Source organism: Salegentibacter sp. BLCTC (assembly GCF_015143665.1).
Taxonomy (GTDB): domain Bacteria; phylum Bacteroidota; class Bacteroidia; order Flavobacteriales; family Flavobacteriaceae; genus Salegentibacter; species Salegentibacter maritimus.
The window spans coordinates 193,758-214,534 of sequence record NZ_WYEW01000009.1; the positions used below are offsets into that span (position 1 = coordinate 193,758).

15 protein-coding genes and 1 rRNA gene are annotated in these 20,777 nt (G+C 35.2%); 11 read left to right on the top strand and 5 right to left on the bottom strand.

The window, feature by feature from the left end; translation table 11 throughout:
* The first annotated feature begins 59 nt into the window (after window positions 1-59).
* The 10 genes from GUB10_RS12890 (at window position 60) to GUB10_RS12935 (ending at window position 13,468) form a co-directional block, all read left to right on the top strand.
* Window positions 60-1,457 carry a S1C family serine protease gene (locus GUB10_RS12890; protein ID WP_193711864.1) on the top strand — a complete coding sequence of 466 codons (1,398 nt, stop codon included), beginning with the start codon at window positions 60-62 and terminating at the stop codon, window positions 1,455-1,457.
* A gap of 217 nt (window positions 1,458-1,674) precedes the next feature.
* Entirely contained in the window at window positions 1,675-3,123 is a 1,449-nt protein-coding gene (locus GUB10_RS12895) for a glyceraldehyde-3-phosphate dehydrogenase (protein ID WP_193711865.1), read from the top strand.
* Between the two features lie 282 nt (window positions 3,124-3,405).
* Window positions 3,406-3,990, top strand: coding sequence for a hypothetical protein (locus GUB10_RS12900; protein WP_227740399.1), 585 nt, complete (start codon window positions 3,406-3,408; stop codon window positions 3,988-3,990).
* A gap of 51 nt (window positions 3,991-4,041) precedes the next feature.
* Window positions 4,042-4,728 (top strand): tRNA (guanosine(37)-N1)-methyltransferase TrmD, encoded by a 687-nt coding sequence (gene trmD / locus GUB10_RS12905; RefSeq protein ID WP_193711866.1) that lies wholly within the window; start codon window positions 4,042-4,044, stop codon window positions 4,726-4,728.
* A 115-nt stretch (window positions 4,729-4,843) separates the two neighbouring features.
* Window positions 4,844-5,194 carry a 50S ribosomal protein L19 gene (gene rplS, locus GUB10_RS12910; RefSeq protein ID WP_193711867.1) on the top strand — a complete coding sequence of 117 codons (351 nt, stop codon included), beginning with the start codon at window positions 4,844-4,846 and terminating at the stop codon, window positions 5,192-5,194.
* A 235-nt stretch (window positions 5,195-5,429) separates the two neighbouring features.
* Window positions 5,430-6,845 carry a S8 family serine peptidase gene (locus GUB10_RS12915; protein WP_193711868.1) on the top strand — a complete coding sequence of 472 codons (1,416 nt, stop codon included), beginning with the start codon at window positions 5,430-5,432 and terminating at the stop codon, window positions 6,843-6,845.
* 657 nt (window positions 6,846-7,502) lie between these two features.
* A complete protein-coding gene (locus GUB10_RS12920; RefSeq protein ID WP_193711869.1) occupies window positions 7,503-9,722 on the top strand; it encodes an NADP-dependent isocitrate dehydrogenase in 2,220 nt (739 codons plus the stop codon).
* A 230-nt stretch (window positions 9,723-9,952) separates the two neighbouring features.
* Window positions 9,953-12,331 (top strand): TonB-dependent receptor, encoded by a 2,379-nt coding sequence (locus GUB10_RS12925; protein ID WP_193711870.1) that lies wholly within the window; start codon window positions 9,953-9,955, stop codon window positions 12,329-12,331.
* 46 nt (window positions 12,332-12,377) lie between these two features.
* Complete coding sequence (locus tag GUB10_RS12930) at window positions 12,378-13,247, top strand: DUF4249 family protein (protein WP_227740401.1); 870 nt, start codon at window positions 12,378-12,380, stop codon at window positions 13,245-13,247.
* Entirely contained in the window at window positions 13,247-13,468 is a 222-nt protein-coding gene (locus GUB10_RS12935; RefSeq protein ID WP_193711888.1) for a DUF6095 family protein, read from the top strand. The genes GUB10_RS12930 and GUB10_RS12935 overlap by 1 nt, the downstream gene beginning before the upstream one ends.
* A 185-nt stretch (window positions 13,469-13,653) precedes the next feature.
* Here GUB10_RS12935 and GUB10_RS12940 read toward each other — a convergent pair whose 3' ends face one another.
* From GUB10_RS12940 to GUB10_RS12955, 4 genes are read right to left on the bottom strand one after another with little or no spacing between them, the layout of a single operon-like run.
* Window positions 13,654-15,393: a hypothetical protein gene (locus tag GUB10_RS12940; protein WP_193711871.1), complete on the bottom strand. Its 1,740-nt coding sequence runs from the start codon at window positions 15,391-15,393 to the stop codon at window positions 13,654-13,656.
* Window positions 15,394-15,396: 3 nt separating this feature from the next.
* On the bottom strand, window positions 15,397-16,578 hold the full coding sequence (locus GUB10_RS12945) for a DUF4249 domain-containing protein (RefSeq protein WP_193711872.1): 1,182 nt from the start codon (window positions 16,576-16,578) through the stop codon (window positions 15,397-15,399).
* Window positions 16,579-16,581: 3 nt separating this feature from the next.
* Window positions 16,582-19,368, bottom strand: a complete 2,787-nt coding sequence (locus GUB10_RS12950) for a carboxypeptidase-like regulatory domain-containing protein (protein WP_193711873.1) — start codon at window positions 19,366-19,368, stop codon at window positions 16,582-16,584.
* Between the two features lie 5 nt (window positions 19,369-19,373).
* A complete protein-coding gene (locus GUB10_RS12955) occupies window positions 19,374-20,057 on the bottom strand; it encodes a hypothetical protein (protein ID WP_193711874.1) in 684 nt (227 codons plus the stop codon).
* Window positions 20,058-20,303: 246 nt separating this feature from the next.
* Here GUB10_RS12955 and GUB10_RS12960 point away from each other — a divergent pair, with 246 nt between their 5' ends.
* Window positions 20,304-20,594, top strand: a complete 291-nt coding sequence (locus tag GUB10_RS12960) for a hypothetical protein (protein ID WP_193711875.1) — start codon at window positions 20,304-20,306, stop codon at window positions 20,592-20,594.
* Between the two features lie 68 nt (window positions 20,595-20,662).
* On the opposite strand, the gene rrf is transcribed toward GUB10_RS12960, so the two are convergent.
* Window positions 20,663-20,771, bottom strand: a 5S ribosomal RNA gene (rrf, locus tag GUB10_RS12965).
* Window positions 20,772-20,777: the final 6 nt, after the last annotated feature.

The window sequence follows — 20,777 nt, forward strand, 5'->3', positions numbered from 1 at the left end:
ACTGAAAATATTAATATTATAATTTTAAAGTTGAATTATACAAAAACACGTTTTACAAAATGAAAAATTTATCAAAACTACTTCTCGTTTCTATACTTGGAGGCGCCCTAACTTTAGGGAGTTATAAGATATTTTTTGAAGAGGAAGTGCCTCCTACTTTACCACCGGTTTCCAATACAGGTGCTGAAGTAATTTCAGCGAATTATGCCAAAAATCTTTACGGCACCAATGCCGATTTCACCAAAGCGGCTGAAAATACGGTAAATGGGGTTGTTCACGTTAAAAATGTTGCTATTTACAGAGGCCCGAGAACTATGAGAGACCTAATTTATGGCAACCACAGTGGCGGAAAAGCCTTACAGGGAGCAGGTTCTGGGGTTATTATTTCCCCCGATGGTTATATTGTAACCAACAACCATGTGATTAAAGAGGCAAACGAAGTTGAAGTTACCTTAAACAACAACAAAACCTATAAAGCAGAGATTATTGGTACCGATGAAACTTCAGACATCGCATTATTAAAAATTGATGCTGAAAATTTAGACTATATTCCATTTGGAGATTCCAACAATGTAAAGCTTGGAGAATGGGTTTTAGCTGTTGGAAACCCTTTTAACTTAAAAAGTACGGTTACTGCCGGTATTATTAGTGCTACAGCAAGAGACTTAAACACCTTTGATAACACTCCACAATCTTTTATTCAAACTGATGCGGCTATAAACCCGGGAAATAGTGGAGGTGCTTTAGTTAATATAAATGGGGAACTTGTAGGAATTAATACTGCTATCACCTCCCAAACAGGTAGCTATGTAGGTTATGCCTTTGCCGTACCTTCCAACAATACCCGAAAAATAGTAGAGGATATCATGGAGTATGGTGATGTACAAAAAGGAATTTTAGGCATTCGAGGTGGAAGTGTTACCCAAACTGCTATTGAAGAATTAGACTTAAAAACTTCCCAGGGAGTTCTGGTAGCAGAAGTTACCAGTGGTAGCGGTGCCGAAAAAGCCGGTTTAAAGGAAGGTGATGTAATCAAGAAAATAGATAACATACAAATTAATAAATTCTCAGATCTTACCGGTTATATTTACACAAAACGCCCGGATGATGAAGTTGAAGTTACCTTTTTGAGAGACGGAGACGAAAAGCAGGTAAGGGTAAAACTCAGTAAGTTTGAAACTTATGTAATTGAACCTATAAAAATTGAAGTTACCAATGCCACCAAGGAAGATCTACAAGCTTTAAACATTGACCATGGTGTTAAAATTCACAAAACTTTATCTCCAAGGCTACCAGCTTCAGAGCTAGTAGGAACCATTATAACTGCTATAGATAATAAGAAAGTTTCTAATGTTGGTGATGTAGAACGAATTTTTAGACGAAAAAATCCTTCAGAAGAAATTATTATAAGTATCGTCGATAAAAACGGCCAAAAACAACATATGGTTTGGCGATAGATTAAACTTAAAATCCAAAAAAACTCCCTCATACCAAAGGGAGTTTTTTATACAAATTTTTCTTTACGAAAACGTTTGAAATATATACTTTTGCGGCATTAATCAGAAAACCTCGATGCAAACAAACGAGGTATGAATAGAAAATAATTTTAAATATTCGAGATAAGTCTCGATGAATTAAGCCCTCTATGAGGGATTAAAACAACACAAACCACACATGAACTTTAACAAAGTTTACGAAAAAGAACTTTCCTTTCAGGCAAATCGGCGTAAAACGACCGTAGAATTCATTAACATCGTTAGCGATCTTTGGTACAACAAGTCTATTGAACTTGTTCTTTTCAGGAATCAATTGCTGGATAGAAACATTAGTGATATTCTTGATCTTCATGAATATGCAGGAGAATTTGTAGGGAAGCCTATTTCAATTTTTGATTCGGTAGAAATTGCAAAAGCAATCCAGGACATGGATCTACCACCTGCAAAACTGGATATTGGCAAACTAACCTACGAATATCATTTAGAAGACCAGGGACACCTTAATGCCATGGCTTTTGTTTCCGACAAATTAAAAGACGCAAAAAAATATGGGAAGATAGTACCTAAAGATGTAGTACTTTATGGTTTTGGACGCATTGGTCGTTTGGTAGCCAGAGAACTTATGGCCAGAACCGGTAAAGGTAACCAACTAAGGTTACGAGCCATTGTTACGCGCGGAGCGGTAAATAGAACTGTACTGGAGAAACGTGCTTCCTTACTAAAGAATGATTCGGTTCACGGAGTTTTTTCCGGAACGGTTAACGTAGATGAAGAGCACAAGGCCCTTATTATAAATGGCACCACGGTAAATGTAATATCGGCAGATAAACCTGAAGATATAGATTACACAAAATACGGAATAGACAAAGCATTAATTATAGACAACACCGGCGCTTTTAGGGATAAAGAGGCATTAAGTAGGCATTTAAAAGCAAAAGGAGCGGCAAAAGTTTTACTTTCTGCTCCGGGAAAGGGCGTTCCTAATATTGTTCACGGTGTAAACCATAAAGAATATAACCCAGATAAAATTTCGATATTCTCAGCAGCTTCCTGCACTACCAACGCAATCACTCCAGTTTTAAAAGCTGTTCAGGATACACTTGGAGTTATACACGGGCATTTAGAAACTATTCACGCCTATACCAACGACCAGAACTTGGTAGACAATATGCATAGCAAATATCGTCGGGGCCGCGCGGCTGCACTAAATATGGTTATTACCGAAACCGGTGCCGGTAAAGCCGTAGCCAAAGCATTACCCGTTTTTGAAGGTAAATTAACTTCTAATGCAATTAGAGTCCCCGTACCTAATGGTTCTTTGGCTATTTTAAACCTTGAAGTAGAAGCCCAAACAAGTGTTGAAAGTATAAACCAGGTTTTAAGAAAATATGCGCTGGAAGGTGAACTTGTAGAGCAGATTAAATATTCGTTAGATAATGAATTGGTTTCTTCAGATATAGTTGGTTCTAATGCTCCGGCAATTTATGACAGTAAAGCAACTATAGTTTCTGCAGATGGAAAAAATGTTATTCTTTATATATGGTATGATAATGAATACGGTTACAGCCATCAATTAATAAGACTGGCAAAGTATATTGCAAAAGTAAGGAGGTTTACCTATTACTAGAGCTTATAAACTTTATAAGGTATTTGCAATCTCAATAAAGCTAAGGCTTCCAAAATATTCAAAAATCTTTCTACTTGGTGCAGCTTCGCTTTATTGACCAAAACTTTACAAAAAAACCCACCCTTAGACGGTGGGTTTTTAAGTTGAAATACGTTACATTTGCGCGCTCAAATTATTAATTTAAAGGAATTTAGCAAATAAATTTTAAAATATTGAAGGCCATTACAATAAGTAGAAAATGCAGGCGTTCAAGCATATAAATTCTCAACCAGAAAAACCCAAATGATGCGTAACATTATTTTTTCAAGTTTACTTTTAATATTTTCAGTTGGTGCTTTAACCGCTCAAGATTCTTTAGCTACATCTAATTTTATTGAAGATGAATTCGATAATCTTATCGAATCATCAAATAACTACCAGGGCTATAAAGTGGTAGATTATGACGCTTTAATCGAGCTGCGCAACAACACAAAACGTCACGTACAGGATTTAAAAAACGAATTACAGCAAGAGCAAAGCACAATAGAGAGCCAAAGTGAAGAAATTGAAAACCTTAAAAATCAATTAGCTGCTACCCAAGAAGACCTAAAGCGCGTAAACGAAGAAAAGGACGCGATAAAATTTCTGGGAATGCCTTTTAGCAAAGGTAGCTATATGGCCATGATGTGGGGAATAGTAGGTTTTTTAATCCTTGCACTTCTTTTCTTTATTTATAAGTTTAAAAACTCTAATGCCACTACCAAAGAAGCTAGACATAGGCTAAACGAAACCGAAAAAGAATTTGACGCCTATCGTGCGAAAGCCCTGGAAAAAGAACAACGTTTAGGCCGTATGCTACAAGATGAGAAAAATAAAGCTAAAGAATAATTTTCCTTCAGCTTAATTTATAATTAGCATCTTTGCATTTTATACTAAAATATGCGCATAGATATAATTACCGTTGTTCCAGATTTACTTAAAAGCCCTTTTGATGCTTCTATTGTAAAAAGAGCCATAGATAGCGGCCATGTAGAAATCCACTTGCATAATTTAAGAGATTATGTAACCGATAATTACAAACAAATAGATGACTATCAATTTGGGGGTGGTGCCGGAATGGTAATGATGATAGAGCCTATAGACAAATGTATTTCCAACCTTAAGAGCCAAAGGGATTACGAGGAGGTGATTTATATGAGTCCTGATGGAGAACGTTTTAACCAAAAAACAGCTAATTCACTTTCCCTCAAAGAAAACCTTATTATATTGTGTGGGCATTACAAAGGTGTAGACCAAAGAGTACGTGATCACTTTATTACCAAAGAAATATCTATTGGTGATTATGTGCTTTCTGGTGGAGAACTGGGTGCTGCCGTAGTTTGTGATGCCATTATCAGATTAATTCCCGGGGTACTAGGCAATGAGAATTCGGCTTTAACCGATTCTTTTCAGGATAACCTGTTAGCGCCACCGGTTTACACAAGGCCGGCCGAATATAAAGGCTGGAAAGTTCCGGAAGTATTAACCTCTGGCAATTTTCCAAAGATAGAAGCCTGGCGGGAGGAAAAAGCCTGGGAAAGAACCAAACGCTTAAGACCTGATCTTTTGGATGAAACAGAAAAATAATTGCAATTTCACAATTGCATTATAAATTAAAATTAATACTTTTGCACTCGTTCTAAAATAACCTCTGGCGAGGTCCGTGTATGTTGTTTTAGATTTTATATTAATAAAGACAATTATGGAATCGTTAATTAAGTACGTACAAGACGAATTCGTTGAAAGAAAAGATTTACCTCAATTTTCTGCAGGTGATACCATTACTGTGTATTACGAAATTAAAGAGGGTCAAAAAACCCGTACCCAGTTTTTTAAAGGGGTTGTAATTCAGAAAAGAGGAAGCGGTTCTTCACAAACATTCACCATTAGAAAAATGAGTGGTACTGTAGGTGTTGAAAGAATTTTCCCTCTAAACCTTCCTGCAATTCAAAAAATTGAAGTGAACAAGCGAGGAAAAGTAAGAAGAGCTCGTATTTATTACTTTAGAGAACTTACCGGGAAAAAAGCCCGTATTAAGGAAGCTAAAAGATAAATCGCATCTTATTAAATTTATAGAAAGCCCCGAGAGTTCGGGGCTTTTTTTATTTATATTTTTTCACACCTATTTTCACACAATGCCTTGATATTTTGTTTTTATTAATAATTATACCGCAAAACAATAAAAAATCAACCCTTAAGATATTTTAACTAAAAATATTTTACTAATATTTCGTTAAATACATGTAATCATGTAATTTAAAGCGTATTAAAAAACTAAAAAATATATTATGAAAAAAACAACAATTCAGGTATGGAGAACACTGGTATGTGTTTTCTTTCTTGGAGCTTTATTTAGCGCTTGTGAAAAAGAAGAGAACTTACCTAATAAGGAAGAAAATGCTTTTGCAGAACTAAAAGAGCCTCCATTTACAAATTACATGGTTATTTCAAATTCAAGCAATTCAACAAAAAGTGTGGAGGAAGATCTTACAAAAAGCGGCGGGAAGATTGTAAGTTCAATTCCTGAAATTGGAATTTCTATTGTAAGCTCAAAAGATGCAAATTTCATTCAGAATACCATAAAGAAAAGAAACGTTACTTCTGTTGTTCCAGATTATGAAATAGCCTGGATACCAACTTCTGAAAATATAGAATCTAACCTCCCTGATGCTACGCCAAGCATTGGAAGCACAGAGCCCTATTATTACTACGATTACCTATGGGGTCTGGAGGCGATTGATGCACCACAAGCCTGGAATGCCGGATTTACGGGAAGCGGGGCCAACGTATTTGTGCTTGACTCGGGGATAGATGCTGAACATGTAGAACTGGCTCCCAATTTAAACACAACACTTTCGGCTTCATTTGTACCTGGAGAAGACTGGAATATTTTAGAAAGTACCCCATTTAACAACCACGGCACCCACGTAGCAGGAACCATTGCTGCCGCCCAAAATGGTTTAGGACTAATAGGGGTTGCACCAAACGCTGAACTTGTTGCAGTAAAAGTGCTTTCTGAGTTTACTGGTAGAGGTGCTTTTAGTTCTATTAACGCAGGTATTGTTTATGCCGGTGCCAATAAAGCAGATGTAATTAACATGAGCCTGGGTGCAACCTTAAATAAAAATGGAAAACTGATTGACGCCAATGGTGTACCTTTCAAAATACCGGGTAAATACGTTATGGAAATTGTAAATGCCCAACAAAGAGCCCTGAATTTCGCTGCAAAACAAGGTAGTACTATAATAGCCACTGCAGGAAATGACGGTGTTAATTATGATGGCAATTCAGCTTATATAAAAATACCAGGAGGACTTAATAATGTGCTTACGGTATCGGCAACCGCACCTAATGGTTATGATGCAACAGCAGATTATACCAACTTTGATATTCCGGCAAGTTATACCACCCATGGAAAATCTTTAGTAGATGTTGCTGCTCCAGGAGGTGATTTTGACGTTGCTCTTGAAGATATGATTCTAAGTACCGGTAATAACAACAGCGCATACTGGAGTGCAGGAACAAGCATGGCTGCACCACATGTTTCAGGGATCGCTGCATTAATTATTGCTAAAAACGGAAAAATGAGCCCTAAAGAAGTTCAGAAACAAATTGAAAAGACAGCCGACAAGATTGATGGAAATGGCAAGAGCTTATACTTTGGAAAAGGAAGAATAAACGCCTATCGTGCAGTAACAGAGTAGGTAGTTATTAAAAATTAAAGGGGCTGCCCAAAAAAGTGTACTTTCCTCAAGCTTAGCTTGTTTCAAGCTAAGGGTTTAGAACCTTTTCAGACGGCTTCTTTTTAACAAATTAAAATCAAAGCAAAAAACCACGTAAACAACTGTGTATTAAAATGTTAAATTTCTTGCAAAAACTTATATTTGGTTGTATATTTAATCTAGGAATTGGTTGAAAAAAGAATGACAAAAGGATTTCTAATCAACGAATTCCCGGTAAATTTTAAAAACCTTTACCTATGGTTTTTATCTTCTATATAACGCTCATTTTTGCCAGGTCAAAAGAAGTTTGAAGGATAAGAACCTTTAGATTCAGGAATATAACTGTTTTGAGTTTTTATTTTTGAATCATTGAAATAGTACACACCGGGATTTTTTCCTTAAAGAATTTCGAAAATTCAGTGAGCATGTATTATTTCAGTTGAAGCCATTTCATTTTAGCTATTAAGATGAAATGGCTTTTTTATGTTTCTTTACTAATAATTAACAAGCTTTCATGTTGCTTCAGCTATGATAAAAGCTTGAAAAATATTATATTGCGCAGTACTCGAACGCCCAGTAAAAATTGGGCGTTCAGTGAATTTAGACATTTCATAATTAATTAGCTATAAAAATTACATAATGACACAAATTGGCAAGATAATTTATACAAAAACAGATGAAGCCCCTGCTTTAGCCACTTACTCTTTCTACCCAATCGTAAAGTCGTATACCAAAGCGGCCAACGTTAGTATGGAAACCAAAGATATTTCCCTGGCCGGTAGAATTTTATCACAATTTCCTGAATATCTTTCAGAAGAACAAAAAGTAAGCGATGATTTAACCGAGCTGGGAGAGCTCGCCAAGAAGCCAGAGGCCAACATTATTAAACTACCTAATATTAGTGCTTCTATCCCGCAGCTTAAAGCGGCTATTAAGGAGCTTCAAGAGAAGGGATATAAACTACCTAATTATCCAGACGAAGCATCTAATGATGAGGAAAAGAAAATAAAGGCTACCTATGACAAGGTTAAGGGTAGTGCCGTAAACCCGGTACTTCGTGAAGGGAACTCTGATAGAAGAGCTCCTAAAGCAGTAAAGAATTTCGCTAAAAACCACCCTCATTCTATGGGTAAATGGAGCTCAAGCTCTAAATCTCATGTTGCTACTATGAATGGTGGAGACTTTAAGGCCAACGAAAAATCTTTAACCCTTAGCGCAGATACTAGTGTAAAAATTGAATTCACCTCAGAAAGTGGTGATAAAAAAGTGCTTAAAGATAATCTGCAGCTACTTAAAGGTGAAGTTATTGATGCCAGCCTAATGAGTAAAAACGCTCTTTTAAAGTTTCTTAGGGAACAGGTAAAAGACGCCAAAGAAAAAGGAATCCTTTTTTCATTGCATATGAAGGCTACTATGATGAAGGTTTCTGATCCCATTATTTTTGGCCATGCGGTAAAAGTATTTTTTGAAGACGTTTTTAATGAATATGGCGAAGAAATTAAAAATGCAGGTGGTGATCCAAACAGCGGATTGGGAGATATTTTAAACGCTATTGAAAAACTTCCTGCCGATAAAAAAGCCGCTATAGAGTCTAAAATTGAATCTAACCTTGAACAAGGGCCCGATATAGCGATGGTTAATTCTGACAAAGGAATTACCAATCTTCACGTACCAAGTGATGTTATTATTGATGCCTCTATGCCGGCAATGATTAGAACCTCTGGCCAAATGTGGAATAAAAATAACGAGACCCAGGATACCAAAGCAGTAATTCCAGATAGTAGTTATGCTCCTCTTTACCAGGAAACCATTGAATTTTGCCAAAAACATGGTGCTTTTGATCCTACCACTATGGGAACTGTTCCAAACGTAGGGCTAATGGCTCAAAAAGCTGAAGAGTATGGTTCTCACGACAAAACTTTTGAGATTCCGGCTGCCGGAACTGTTCGTGTAGTAGATGAAAGTGGAAAAGTACTAACAGAACATGAGGTTGAAGAAGGTGATATTTGGAGAATGTGCCAGGTTAAGGATGCACCCGTACAGGATTGGATTAAATTAGCAGTTAACAGAGCAAAAGCAACCGGATGGCCGGCTATTTTCTGGTTAGACGAAAACCGTGCTCACGATGCAGAACTTATCAAAAAAGTAAATCAGTACTTACCAAACCACGATACCGAAGGTTTGGAGATTAAAATAATGTCGGTTGCTGAAGCTACTAAATATACTTTAGAACGTGTAAAAGCCGGAAAAGATACCATATCGGTTACTGGAAACGTTTTAAGAGATTATTTAACCGATCTTTTCCCGATTCTAGAGGTAGGAACCAGTGCCAAAATGCTTTCTATAGTTCCATTAATGAATGGCGGAGGTTTGTTTGAAACCGGTGCCGGTGGATCTGCCCCTAAACACGTACAACAGTTTTTGGAAGAAGGCCACTTACGTTGGGATTCGCTGGGTGAATTTCTTGCCCTGGCGGCTTCTTTAGAGCATTTAGGTGAAAAGTATGAAAACAAAAAAGCCCTTGTTCTTTCTGAGGCTTTAGATGAAGCAACTAACAAATTTTTGGAGAATAGTAAATCTCCATCCAGAAAAGTAAATGAACTTGATAACCGCGGAAGTCATTTTTACCTGGCTTTATATTGGGCACAAGCTTTAGCCGCTCAGGATAAAGACACCGACCTAAAAGAACATTTCAAAACTATTGCTTCGAAGTTAGAAGAAAATGAAGAGCAAATTAATAAAGAGCTTATAGATGCACAGGGATCTCCGGTAAATATTGGAGGTTATTACAAACCCGAAGAAGAACTTACTTCTAAAGCTATGAGACCAAGTAAGCTTTTGAACGATATTTTAGGGTAGTTCTTTTCTAATTTTATATGCTCGCGGTATATCCACGAGCTATTAAAAAAGGAAAAGGGAATTTCGGCTCCAGGCCTTGAAATTTCAACCTCTTTAACATTGAACAAATTGAATTTAAAGCCGGAAAGTGTTTTCCGGCTTTATTTTTATAACCGCAATCCTTCAACAATTCTTAATAATGTAATTAAGCTTTTAAATAATAAGCTTCTACACTATATTTACTTAAAAAATTGAAACTCTCACTTCTCTCCTCTTTAATATTAGTTTTCTTTTTTATCAGCCTGGGTTTAAATGCTCAGGAAAAGTACACTCTAAAAGGAACAATTAGCAATGCATCCAACAATGAGACTTTAATTGGGGTTAACATTCTTATCCCTGAAGAGAAAAAAGGCGTAATTACCAACGAATATGGTTTCTATTCCATAAAATTACCTAAAGGAACCTATACTATAGAGATTTCATATTTGGGTTTCCAAAGTATTAAAGAGACGATTAGTATAGATGGCGATACCACATTTAACACCGCACTTACTGCGAGTTCAGAAAATTTAAATGAAGTAGTAATAACTTCTACCAACGAAGGCTTTAATCTAAAAAATCCGGAGATGAGTGTTAACAAGCTTTCTATAAACAGTATTCAAAAGTTACCGGTAGTTTTTGGGGAAGTAGATGTTATAAAATCGCTTTTATTACTACCGGGTGTCTCTAATGCAGGAGAAGGAGCTTCAGGCTTTAATGTTCGCGGTGGGGCGGTAGATCAAAACCTTATTTTGCTTGATGAAGCCACTATTTTTAATTCCTCTCATCTTTTTGGTTTCTTTTCGGTGTTTAATCCTGATGCCATTAAAGACCTTAAATTATATAAAGGAGGAATTCCCGCAAAATATGGCGGCCGGGTTTCCTCTGTACTAGACATATATCAACGCGATGGCAATAGCAGAACTTTTGAGGCCCAGGGGGGAATTGGCGTTATTTCAAGCAGATTACTGGCCGAAGGACCCATTGTAAAAGATAAAGGTTCTTTCCTGGTTGGTGGCCGTAGTTCGTATGCCCATTTATTTCTAAAATTAGCCGATAATCCAAACATAGCTTACTTCTACGATTTAAATGCAAAACTTACTTACTCCATAAATGACGATAATAAATTATTATTTTCAGGTTATTTTGGTCGTGATGTGTTTGATATAAATCAGAATTTTATAAATACCTACGGAAATTCGGTTTTTAACCTTAGATGGAATCACCTGGTTTCAGATGATATCTTTACCAATTTGTCGTTAATTTATAGCGATTACTATTATGGACTTACCCTTGATTTTGTAGGATTCAATTGGGATAGTGGCATTAAAAATCTAAATATCAAATACGATTTTAATCACTATTTAAACGATACGTTTCAACTGGAATATGGCATTCATAATACTTACCACGAATTTAACCCCGGTGAGATTGAACCTATAGATGAAAAATCAGGAATTAATTATTTTAAACTCACCAATAAATATGCTTTTGAAAATGCCACTTACTTTTCTGTAGAGCACAAAATATCTAATAGTTTTTCGGCAGAATATGGTTTAAGGTTTAGCAACTTCTTTAGATTGGGGCAGGACAGCTTCAACGAATACCGGGACGACAACCCTATTATTTATAATGAAAGTTTAGATATATATGAGGAAGCAGAACCTATAAATGAAAAAACATATTCCCGATCTGAAGTAATAAAAACTTATTCTAATTTAGAACCCCGACTCGCCTTAGCCTATAATTTCAACGATACGCAATCGATAAAAGCCAGTTATAATAGAATGGCTCAATACCTGCATTTAATCTCCAACACCAGTTCCCCTACCCCTCTTGATGTATGGGCTCCAAGTGGTCCTTTTATTCAACCTCAAATTTTAGATCAATATGCACTAGGCTATTTTCGTAAATTTCAACAGGGAACTTATACCCTAGAATCTGAAGTTTTTTATAAAGACATTCAAAATAGAATAGATTATGTAAATGGCGCAAATCTTATTGCGAACAATAATATTGAAACTATTATTTTAAACGGACGCTCCAGGGCCTATGGTTTAGAAGTCTTAGCTAAAAAGAACAAAGGCCGCCTAACCGGTTGGTTAGCCTATACTTTATCTAAATCTGAACAACAAACTCCCGGTAGAACCCCCATTGAAAGCGGCATAAATAATGGAAAATGGTATGCTACCAGTTATGATAAAACCCACGATATAAACCTAACCGGCACCTACGATTACAATTCTAAATGGGATTTTAGCCTAAATTTTGCGTTTCAAACAGGTTTACCGGTTACCTATCCTACCGGGAAATATAACTTTAACGGAATAAATGTACCGGTTTACGGTGATAGAAACAGCAATAGATTACCTGCCTATCATAGGTTAGACCTTTCTGCAACCTACGTACCCAAACCAAATAAAAAAGATGGCTTGCAATCGTCCTGGAATTTTGGAATTTACAACGTATACAATAGAAAAAACGCCAATTCTATAAGTTTTAGAGAGAATGACGAAACCGGACGTAATGAAGCAGCAAAATTAAGCCTATTCGGAATCATACCATCTGTGACCTATAATTTTAAATTTTAAGATGAAAAAAGTAAACTACCTAGGGGCAAGCCTAAGAGGCATTCGTTTGAAACAAATTTTTAATTTAGAGGCAGGCCTTGGGGTGTTATATGCTTTGGTGCTGCCAATAAAGTATTTAAGCCTCTTATTCCTTACTTCAGTTTTAATTTCTTGCGAGGAAGTTATAGAGTTGAATTTAGAAGAAAGCTCCCCCAGGCTTGTAGTAGATGCATCCTTGCTTTGGTATATGGACACCCCTGGAAATGAACAGAAAATTATATTAACAGAAACTACTGGTTACTATGAAGACGAAATAGCAACCGTGAGTGATGCCGAAATTATTATTAGATCCAAAAATGGAGAAGAATTTATTTTTAAACATCAGGAACAGGGCATTTACACCAATACTAGTTTCAAGCCCAAACTTGAAGAAGAATATACTTTAGAAATAAAGTATAAAGAAGAAATATATACCGCCAGTTCCAATTTTGTACCTGTTTCTGGAATAGACTTTATTGAACAGAATAACGAAGGTGGCTTTACCCGCGAAGACCTGGAGATTGAACCTTTTTTTACTGATCCAAAAGGTGAAGAAAATTTTTATCTTTTTACTTTTAAAGATTTCTCAATTTCTAAACTTTCCCTGGAAATTTACGAAGATAAATTTACAGACGGTAATCAGTTTTCAGCTTCCTATTCCGACGAAGATTTGGTGCCTGGTGATGAAGTATTTATCACTATGGAAGGGATATCTAAAGCATTTTATAACTATTTATTTATATTACGCTCTCAAGGTGGAGATAACGGCGGGGGGCCTTTCCAGTCTCAACCCGCAACGGTAAAAGGAAATATTATTAACCAATCCAATCCAGAAAATTATCCTTTTGGTTATTTTAGACTTTCAGAAGCAGATTCTACTACTTATATTGTGCAATGATGAAACACACCGATAAAAAAATACTTGGTAAAGGAATTAAATACCTGGCTTTTGCACTTCCATTAATATTAATAGGCCCTTCTGTGCTTTTCACGGCCTTTAACAACCAGGATCACCCCTATTATATCCCGGTTTTAATTCTGGGAATCATAGCCTTAATCGCGGCTATGCTTTTATTATTTAAAGGAATAATGACAATAGTAAAGGCTGTTTTTGACTAGAAGAAATATATTTTGTTCAGTTAATTAAGTAATAAGATAAGCAAACAAAAGATTGCCTTAAGCGCTAAAATATTAGCTTTATAATTTATAAATACAATTTCTAACATACTCCTAATTAATATTTTAACTTACTAGTAAACTACCTCAGGGTATTACAGCCTTTGGCGGTGCCAATAAATACAGTTTTAATCTACCACCTCAAAGCATATTTGATCAAAAATTATACGTCCATCGTTACTAATACCCTGAAGCGTGATAATATAATCACCCTCAACATCTGAGGTAAAGAAACTTATATTTTGAAAATTATTAGTAAGCCTAGGTTTCCATAATAATTGCCTTCTAAAATCGGGAATCCTATCAAGCTCCTGTTTCTTATAATTAACCACATAATAATTTTTGGCAGCTCTTACTGGTATTATATCAAATTTTTTCAAGGAACCTGATTGGTAGCTACCTACAAAATCATTCTCTTTGGTTTCGATAGAGATTATTCCACCAAAAATTTTAGAACCATAATAATATTCATTCCTCACCACTTTAATTACATCTATTTTATTTGCGCTATAATTCATTAAAGCTTCAGTATTTTCTATATAAAGCCCGTCTACAAGAAGAAGTGCACTACTAATAAATTCTAAATCACTATTTCTGGAGTATACGCCAAATACACTCTCGCCCTTTTTATTTTCTCTAATCTTAGCAGCACTAATTACTTCTATAAAAGTCTCTTTAACAGTAGGAAACCTGGTATAGTCATCTAAAGGATAAACTGCTATGTTTTTAGAGCCAAAAAATGGTTCCTTTTTTCCCTGAGTCTTTAATGTATCGGGCTTAATACTATAATAGCTATTCTCTATTTGATTAAATACACTACGCTTTACAATTTCCGATTCCATATCAGGACTTATCTCCAATGGTGGAAAATAAAGTGAAGAATAGTTAAATTTTGGAAGCGAATCTAATTCAATTTCAAAGTCGTGCGCATTTTCTCCCATCATCTGAACTACTAAATTATCTACACTCTGGCTGGCATCCAGGTTAAAATAAAACACCCCTTCTTCATTAGTATTACTTATTTTAAGCTGAAAATTATCTCCGGGCACTGAGACCGCCAAACTTTGGTTTGAAACAGAAAGATTTTTATTAGTTGTTGATATCGTTCCCCTAAATAAGTCCCCCCGAAGTTCTGGAAGATAAAGTTGACTTGAAGTAGAATTTGAATTGTTATCTTCCTTTGGATATATCTTCTGAAAATTAGAAATATTCAGTTTATCGGGAAGTTTTAATTTATTCTTTTTATAAACAGACAGGGAATAGTTTCCCTCTTTAAGTTTTAATGAATCTAAAAGTAGCTTTACTTCTTCTCTTTTATTGAATATTGCTTTATTTGATAACTTAATAATTCCTGTTGCTGAATTTTCTTTTTCTGAAATTGTATTTATATCCTCTACTTGAGCCGAAGCAACACGTTTTAAACTTTTTTCGCCTTTGGTGGTATAAGGATTAATAACAAATACAGTCCCACTAAAGAAGTTGGTGTCACTTTTGTTATACATCCATTCTGTAAATGCAATTAATTTATAAGTCCCAGAGGCAATATTTGTGGGCACAAAAAAATCACCATTGCCTGTGCCTGAAGCTGTATTTATTTTATGAGTAAAAATTGTTTCTCCATTTTCGCTCACCATTTTCACATAAGCTATTTGACTTAAAGAACTTAGTCTATTGGTTTTATCGTTAAGCACGTAAACTTTGTAATAAAGATATTCACCAGGAAAAACAAGAGAAGAATTGTAGTCCACAAAAACTTTCTCTTCTGGTTTAAACTGCTGTTCTTTAAACTTAGCCTCAGGTTTCTGACCAAAAGCAGAAGAGGCTAAGAATAAAAATAAAAGTGAGAAATAAATTGTTTTCAATCCCATAGTTTAATCTTCCCAAAAATCGGGTTTAACATTAACTCCAAAAACCCTACAATCCACACAAGGCTTCGGCACCACTCTATAGGGCCCCATTCCTTCACTATCGGCACCGCCATTAGCCTGGCTTATAAGGCTTACTGCATCATTTTCAACAGCATTTAAAAGAACAGGATATTCTGGCCTGGTAATCGTACAATTATAAGGGTACGGAGGTCTTTCTGTCCTATCATAAAAGTCTGTAAAATTGAAGAAAACTCTATGTGAATCTACGGCAGAAACACTAAAATAACCAAGCACCTTTTCGTTAGGATTATCTACCGAAAAGACATTTCCATTCACAAAACCCGGCTGATTTTGTGAAAAAAGACTTTCAGAACCAGATAATTCATTTAGAACTTCGTAAAAAGTATAAGCTTCCCTGGATAGACTATATTGTTTAACAAGTAAGCTATATCTGTAGGAAATAGCCGGATTTTCCTTACTTAGAAATCGTACAGGAAAATCACTTACAGCTTCATTAACTATATTTGAGGAACTGGAAATTATGATACTTTCTGAATCTCTTGTAACATAACAAAGATATTCTTCTTCTGTTTTGGGAGCTGTATCTATAACCCCGTTCTCAAGAATAAACTTAAATGGTATTCTATAAAGTGAACGAAATTCATAGGTTTCCTGATAAGTATAACGATAAAATTTCGAATCGTTTTCTCCAGAGTTTACGGTTAGTGCCAAACCTTCTTTTTCCACACCGTTAATAGGTTGTGTTGATTTCACAATATCCATTTCCATAATTTCACTAGAGGCATCGAGCTTTACAGGTTCTGAGGCATAGGTTTTTCCGTCACTGGTAATAACTTCTAATTGATAAGATGAACTATTATTCTCAGCAGAAAATTCTTGAGATGATCTATAAACTCCAGGTTCTTCTTCCTGAAATTGATACAAATCTCCAGATAGGTTTACAACTTTCACCTGAGCCCCAGATTCAGGATTTGGACCTTCATCACCAAGCGCATAAGTTCGGGAAAGTTTAATTTCCTGTTTCTTATATTCATTAGTAATGGTTGCCTCAATTACCAGGGCACTTTCCAGGTTTTCAGTTTCTATATCAAACGGCTCTACACAGCCAAAAACGCTTATGAGAAGACTAAAAACCACTATGTATTTTATAGCATAACTTCTCATTACTTAAAATTTAAAATTATAAGTGATTGTGGGAATAGGCACAGAAAAAATAGAACTTTGTAAAGCTTCGACTTTTCCATCTTTAGTTACAAAAAATACAGAATATGGGTTATTTCTTCCTAATACATTGTAAATAGAGATATTCCAAAAGCTATGTGCCAGCTTATCAATTTTATGATTTCCCTCTATATTAAAGCTTAAGTCCAGTCTATAATAATCTGGGATTCTATATTTATTTCGGTCACTATAAAAAACGTATTCTGCGCCATTAAAATCATATTGACCAATAGGGTAAGTGACCGGGCGACCGGTTTGATAAGCAAAATTAGCCGAAAAACTAAACCTTTTAGTAATCTTGTAATTGGCTACCAAACTTACATCGTGTGGCTTGTCGAAATTTGAAGGGAAATATCTTCCTGCATTTACAATCTGCTCGTTAAATTCACTATCTAATTTAATTAGGGACCTGGAGTAAGTATACCCCAGCCATCCATTTAATTTACCTCTTGTTTTCTTAACAAGAAACTCGATACCGTAAGATTTACCAACTCCCTGAAGTGCTTCGGTTTCTACATTTTCATTCAAAAATAATTTTGCGCCGGTTTTAAAATCCAATAAATTCTTAGACCTTTTATAGTAAGCTTCCGCGCTTAATTCATACAAATTATTATCTATATTTTTATAAAGACCTAAAGAGTATTGATTTGCTTTCTGAGGGGCTATATTTAAATCTGATAATTTATAAATATCTGTAGGAGAGATGGTAGTATTGTTTGTTAATGTGTGAATGTATTGATAAGTATTATTATAGGAAGCTTTTACTGATAAATTTGGCTTTAGAAAGTAACGAGCCGATAGGCGGGCCTCTGCCCCTCCATAGGTTTCAATCACCTCATTATTCTTATAATTTAAAGTATCTAGCACAGTAGCTGTGCTTTTTGGGAGCCCGGTTTCATAAATTCTCTGACTTCTTTCTCCCAATGCAGCATATATAGAATATCGCACCCCAGTATTTAAGAGCAATTTCTCACTTATTTTAAACTCGTCTGAAATAAACACTGAAGATTCCAGTCCCCTTTCCCGGGGTATTTTTAATTTAGTTATTTCTGATTCCCCTCCTATAGGTTTTATTTCCCCGGGGTCTACCACATAGAGTTTACTGGATAATCCATAAATAAAGTTATGATTTTCATTTAACTCATAATCAAGTATCATTTTTAATTCACTCTCGTTAATATTATATCCTGATTGAAAATTATCCCTAATGTCGTTTTCGTAACTTATATCGAATTTATAATCACTGTTAGAGAAAATGATATTTGCCTTATGGGCTTCGGTGAATTTGTGTTCATAATTTATGGACATTAACCTGTTTTGATAACTGAATAAAGAATCGGAAGTAAGACTAAACTTATCTTTACTAAAATATCCTGTAGCCTGAATTTTATTTTTATCATCAAAACTATGGTGGTATTTGCCAATAATATCATAGAAAGAAGCCTCACTATTATTAAGGGATTCTTCATCAAGATTTTTCAATATCCAGTTTGAATAGGTTGCACGCCCACCAATTATAAGCCCAGATTTATTCTTTACTACCGGAACTTCTAAAGATAAGTTACTAGTAACCGGTCCAATTGCTGCTTCTCCACTAAATTTCTGTGTATTGGCATTTTTGGTATGTATGTCAAAAACCGATGATAGCCGGCCTCCATACTTAGCCGGAATACTTCCCTTATAAATATTTACATCTCCTGAAGTGAAAGGATTGATAGCAGAAAATATCCCGAAAAAATGTGAAGGATTATAAAGCACCGCGTCGTCAAGTAAAATAAGGTTTTGATCTACCCTCCCTCCTCTAACATTATAACCTGCCGCACCCTCTCCTGCCTTTGTAATTCCCGGTAAAGTAGTGGCCACTTTCAAAATATCACGTTCACCTAATACCAATGGAATATTCTTTATTTGTTCCACATTAATTGTTTCAGACCCTACAATAGCATCAGAAACATTGTTATTATTAGTTGTTTCTAAAAAAACTTCGCCTAACTCTTCATAGGTTTCATTTAAGCTAATATCAAGCTTTCCATTATTATACATTACCACCCTAGTTCTGAGGTTTTGAGAACCTAATGACTGGGTTTCGAGAAGATTTGCACCTTGAGGCAATTTAATTTCATAGTACCCAAGACTATCGGTTATAGCACCAATATTCTTAGATTTAACCAAAATGGCTAAATTAGAAATAGGCTTCCCACTTACCTTATCTGTAACCACTCCACTTAGAGAATATTTCTTGTTACTTTTCGCGGTAGTTTCTTTTCCGATACTTAGGGTTTTTATGGGTTTATTTAAGTTCCTATTTTGTATTCCTTTATAAAAAATAGGGCTAATATTTTCCATATTCATTTTCCCGGCTTTGTCTCCAGACCTTAAACTATTACCTATAGTATCATTTACACTCCCGAAAAATCCTTCGGGCAACGCATCATAAACCAAATTGTTAGGAGTTAGAATAATTTGATTTTTGTAAACATAATAATTCAAATAAGTATCATTAAAAACTTCTGTGAGAATTGTATTTAGAGGTTTATTCTGAAAATTTACTGAAATAGGATCGGCATCCAACCAGCTATCTACAAAGAAAAAAGTATAATTGCTTTGAGATTCAATCTCTAAAAGAACTTCTTTTAGTGTAATACCTTCCGCATTAATAGAAAATGTTTCTTCCTGAGAGAACGAAACAAAAGGCATAATCATAAAAGAAAGAAATAATAGTTGTTGCTTCAACCCGATTATTTTTTTAAAATTAAAAGTTCGATCAATTTAGACATAAACTCACTTTGGTTGGATTTCCGCAAAGAATTATACTCCTTATAAAAATTAACAATCTCTTTTTTAGAACCTGGAAATACCTTCTGAAAATCTATTTTATCCTGTAAAAAGAAAAGTTCGCCATACTTTCTTAAAACAAAATGGCTTTTTTGTTTCTTATACATATAAACAGTAACCTTATCATTCAGATTCTTCCTTTCCTTTAACCTATGTTTTTCCATCAATACGATATCTCGATTCTCATCAGTATACAAGATCTTGTAAATTCCTGAAGGAATCTTCTTTAATTGATTTCCTGAAATTCGCTTATATTTTGAGTTGTTTACTTCAAAAGCTTCAATCTTATCGGTTATTAGTTGAAAGACATGAGTAGCTAGGTCATTTTTTAATTTCACCAATACAACGTCATTATATATATTGTAATTTAGTAATATGTTATAGTAGGTTTTACCATCATATACTATATCACCCGGATGCATTTCATAGGGAAAAAGAAACTTATTTTCCTCAGGATCTATTTGATGTAATTCATTATATGCAATACCATTATATAGATCAGAGTTTTCGATCCCAATAAGCTTATCAAATTGAATATATATATCCTTTCTCGTAATATCCTGAGCAGCTAAGTCCTCTAAGAGCACAAAACTGAATAAAATTAGCAGGCAAATAATGTTTTTAATCGTTTTCAATAAAAATATATAGGAATAGCATCATTTCTTCGAATATACACAAAAAATTGCCCCTATTGATATCATAAACTGAATATTCTCGCCATATTAAAAAACATCAAAAAGTTAAAAGCTACTTATCTTAAACTAAGGTAGCTTATAACCGAATAGAGAATATGAAAGATTGATTGTAAAATCAGGCGATAAAGTGAGATACTAATGAACCAGGATTTAACTGCTTTTGTGGGTCCCTGGGGAGTTTCATATGCGGCAAACTTAACACCACACGACACGGGTATGGGCAACTGGACGTTTCAACAGTTTAAAAGGGCTATGGTGGAAGGAAAATACAAAGGCCAGGAAAATGCCCGCATGTTATTGCCGCCCATGCCCTGGCAAAACTTTAAAGATATAAAGGATGAAGATTTAAAGGCCATGTACTTCTATTTTAAAAGCCTGCCACCGGTAGCAAATGTAGTCCCACCTGTAAAACCACTTAAAGACTTATAGCAGCCCCCTTCCCGAAAAATTAGCTCAAAAAAAAAAGACCTTTACATTGCTGTAAAGGTCTTTAAAAAAAAAGGCGGTGACATACTCTCCCACAAATAGCAGTACCATCTGCGCTAACGGGCTTAACTTCTCTGTTCGGAATGGAAAGAGGTGAGCCCCGTTGCCATAACCACCTTAAGTCTT

Coding starts and splice junctions, on each gene's coding strand:
- rplS (WP_193711867.1), top strand. CDS start 4,844: ATGGAATCGTTAATTAAGTACGTACAAGACGAATTCGTTGAAAGAAAA.
- trmD (WP_193711866.1), top strand. CDS start 4,042: ATGCGCATAGATATAATTACCGTTGTTCCAGATTTACTTAAAAGCCCT.
- GUB10_RS12945 (WP_193711872.1), bottom strand. CDS start 16,578: ATGAGAAGTTATGCTATAAAATACATAGTGGTTTTTAGTCTTCTCATA.
- GUB10_RS12920 (WP_193711869.1), top strand. CDS start 7,503: ATGACACAAATTGGCAAGATAATTTATACAAAAACAGATGAAGCCCCT.
- GUB10_RS12895 (WP_193711865.1), top strand. CDS start 1,675: ATGAACTTTAACAAAGTTTACGAAAAAGAACTTTCCTTTCAGGCAAAT.
- GUB10_RS12960 (WP_193711875.1), top strand. CDS start 20,304: ATGAACCAGGATTTAACTGCTTTTGTGGGTCCCTGGGGAGTTTCATAT.
- GUB10_RS12915 (WP_193711868.1), top strand. CDS start 5,430: ATGAAAAAAACAACAATTCAGGTATGGAGAACACTGGTATGTGTTTTC.
- GUB10_RS12890 (WP_193711864.1), top strand. CDS start 60: ATGAAAAATTTATCAAAACTACTTCTCGTTTCTATACTTGGAGGCGCC.
- GUB10_RS12935 (WP_193711888.1), top strand. CDS start 13,247: ATGAAACACACCGATAAAAAAATACTTGGTAAAGGAATTAAATACCTG.
- GUB10_RS12900 (WP_227740399.1), top strand. CDS start 3,406: ATGATGCGTAACATTATTTTTTCAAGTTTACTTTTAATATTTTCAGTT.
- GUB10_RS12940 (WP_193711871.1), bottom strand. CDS start 15,393: ATGGGATTGAAAACAATTTATTTCTCACTTTTATTTTTATTCTTAGCC.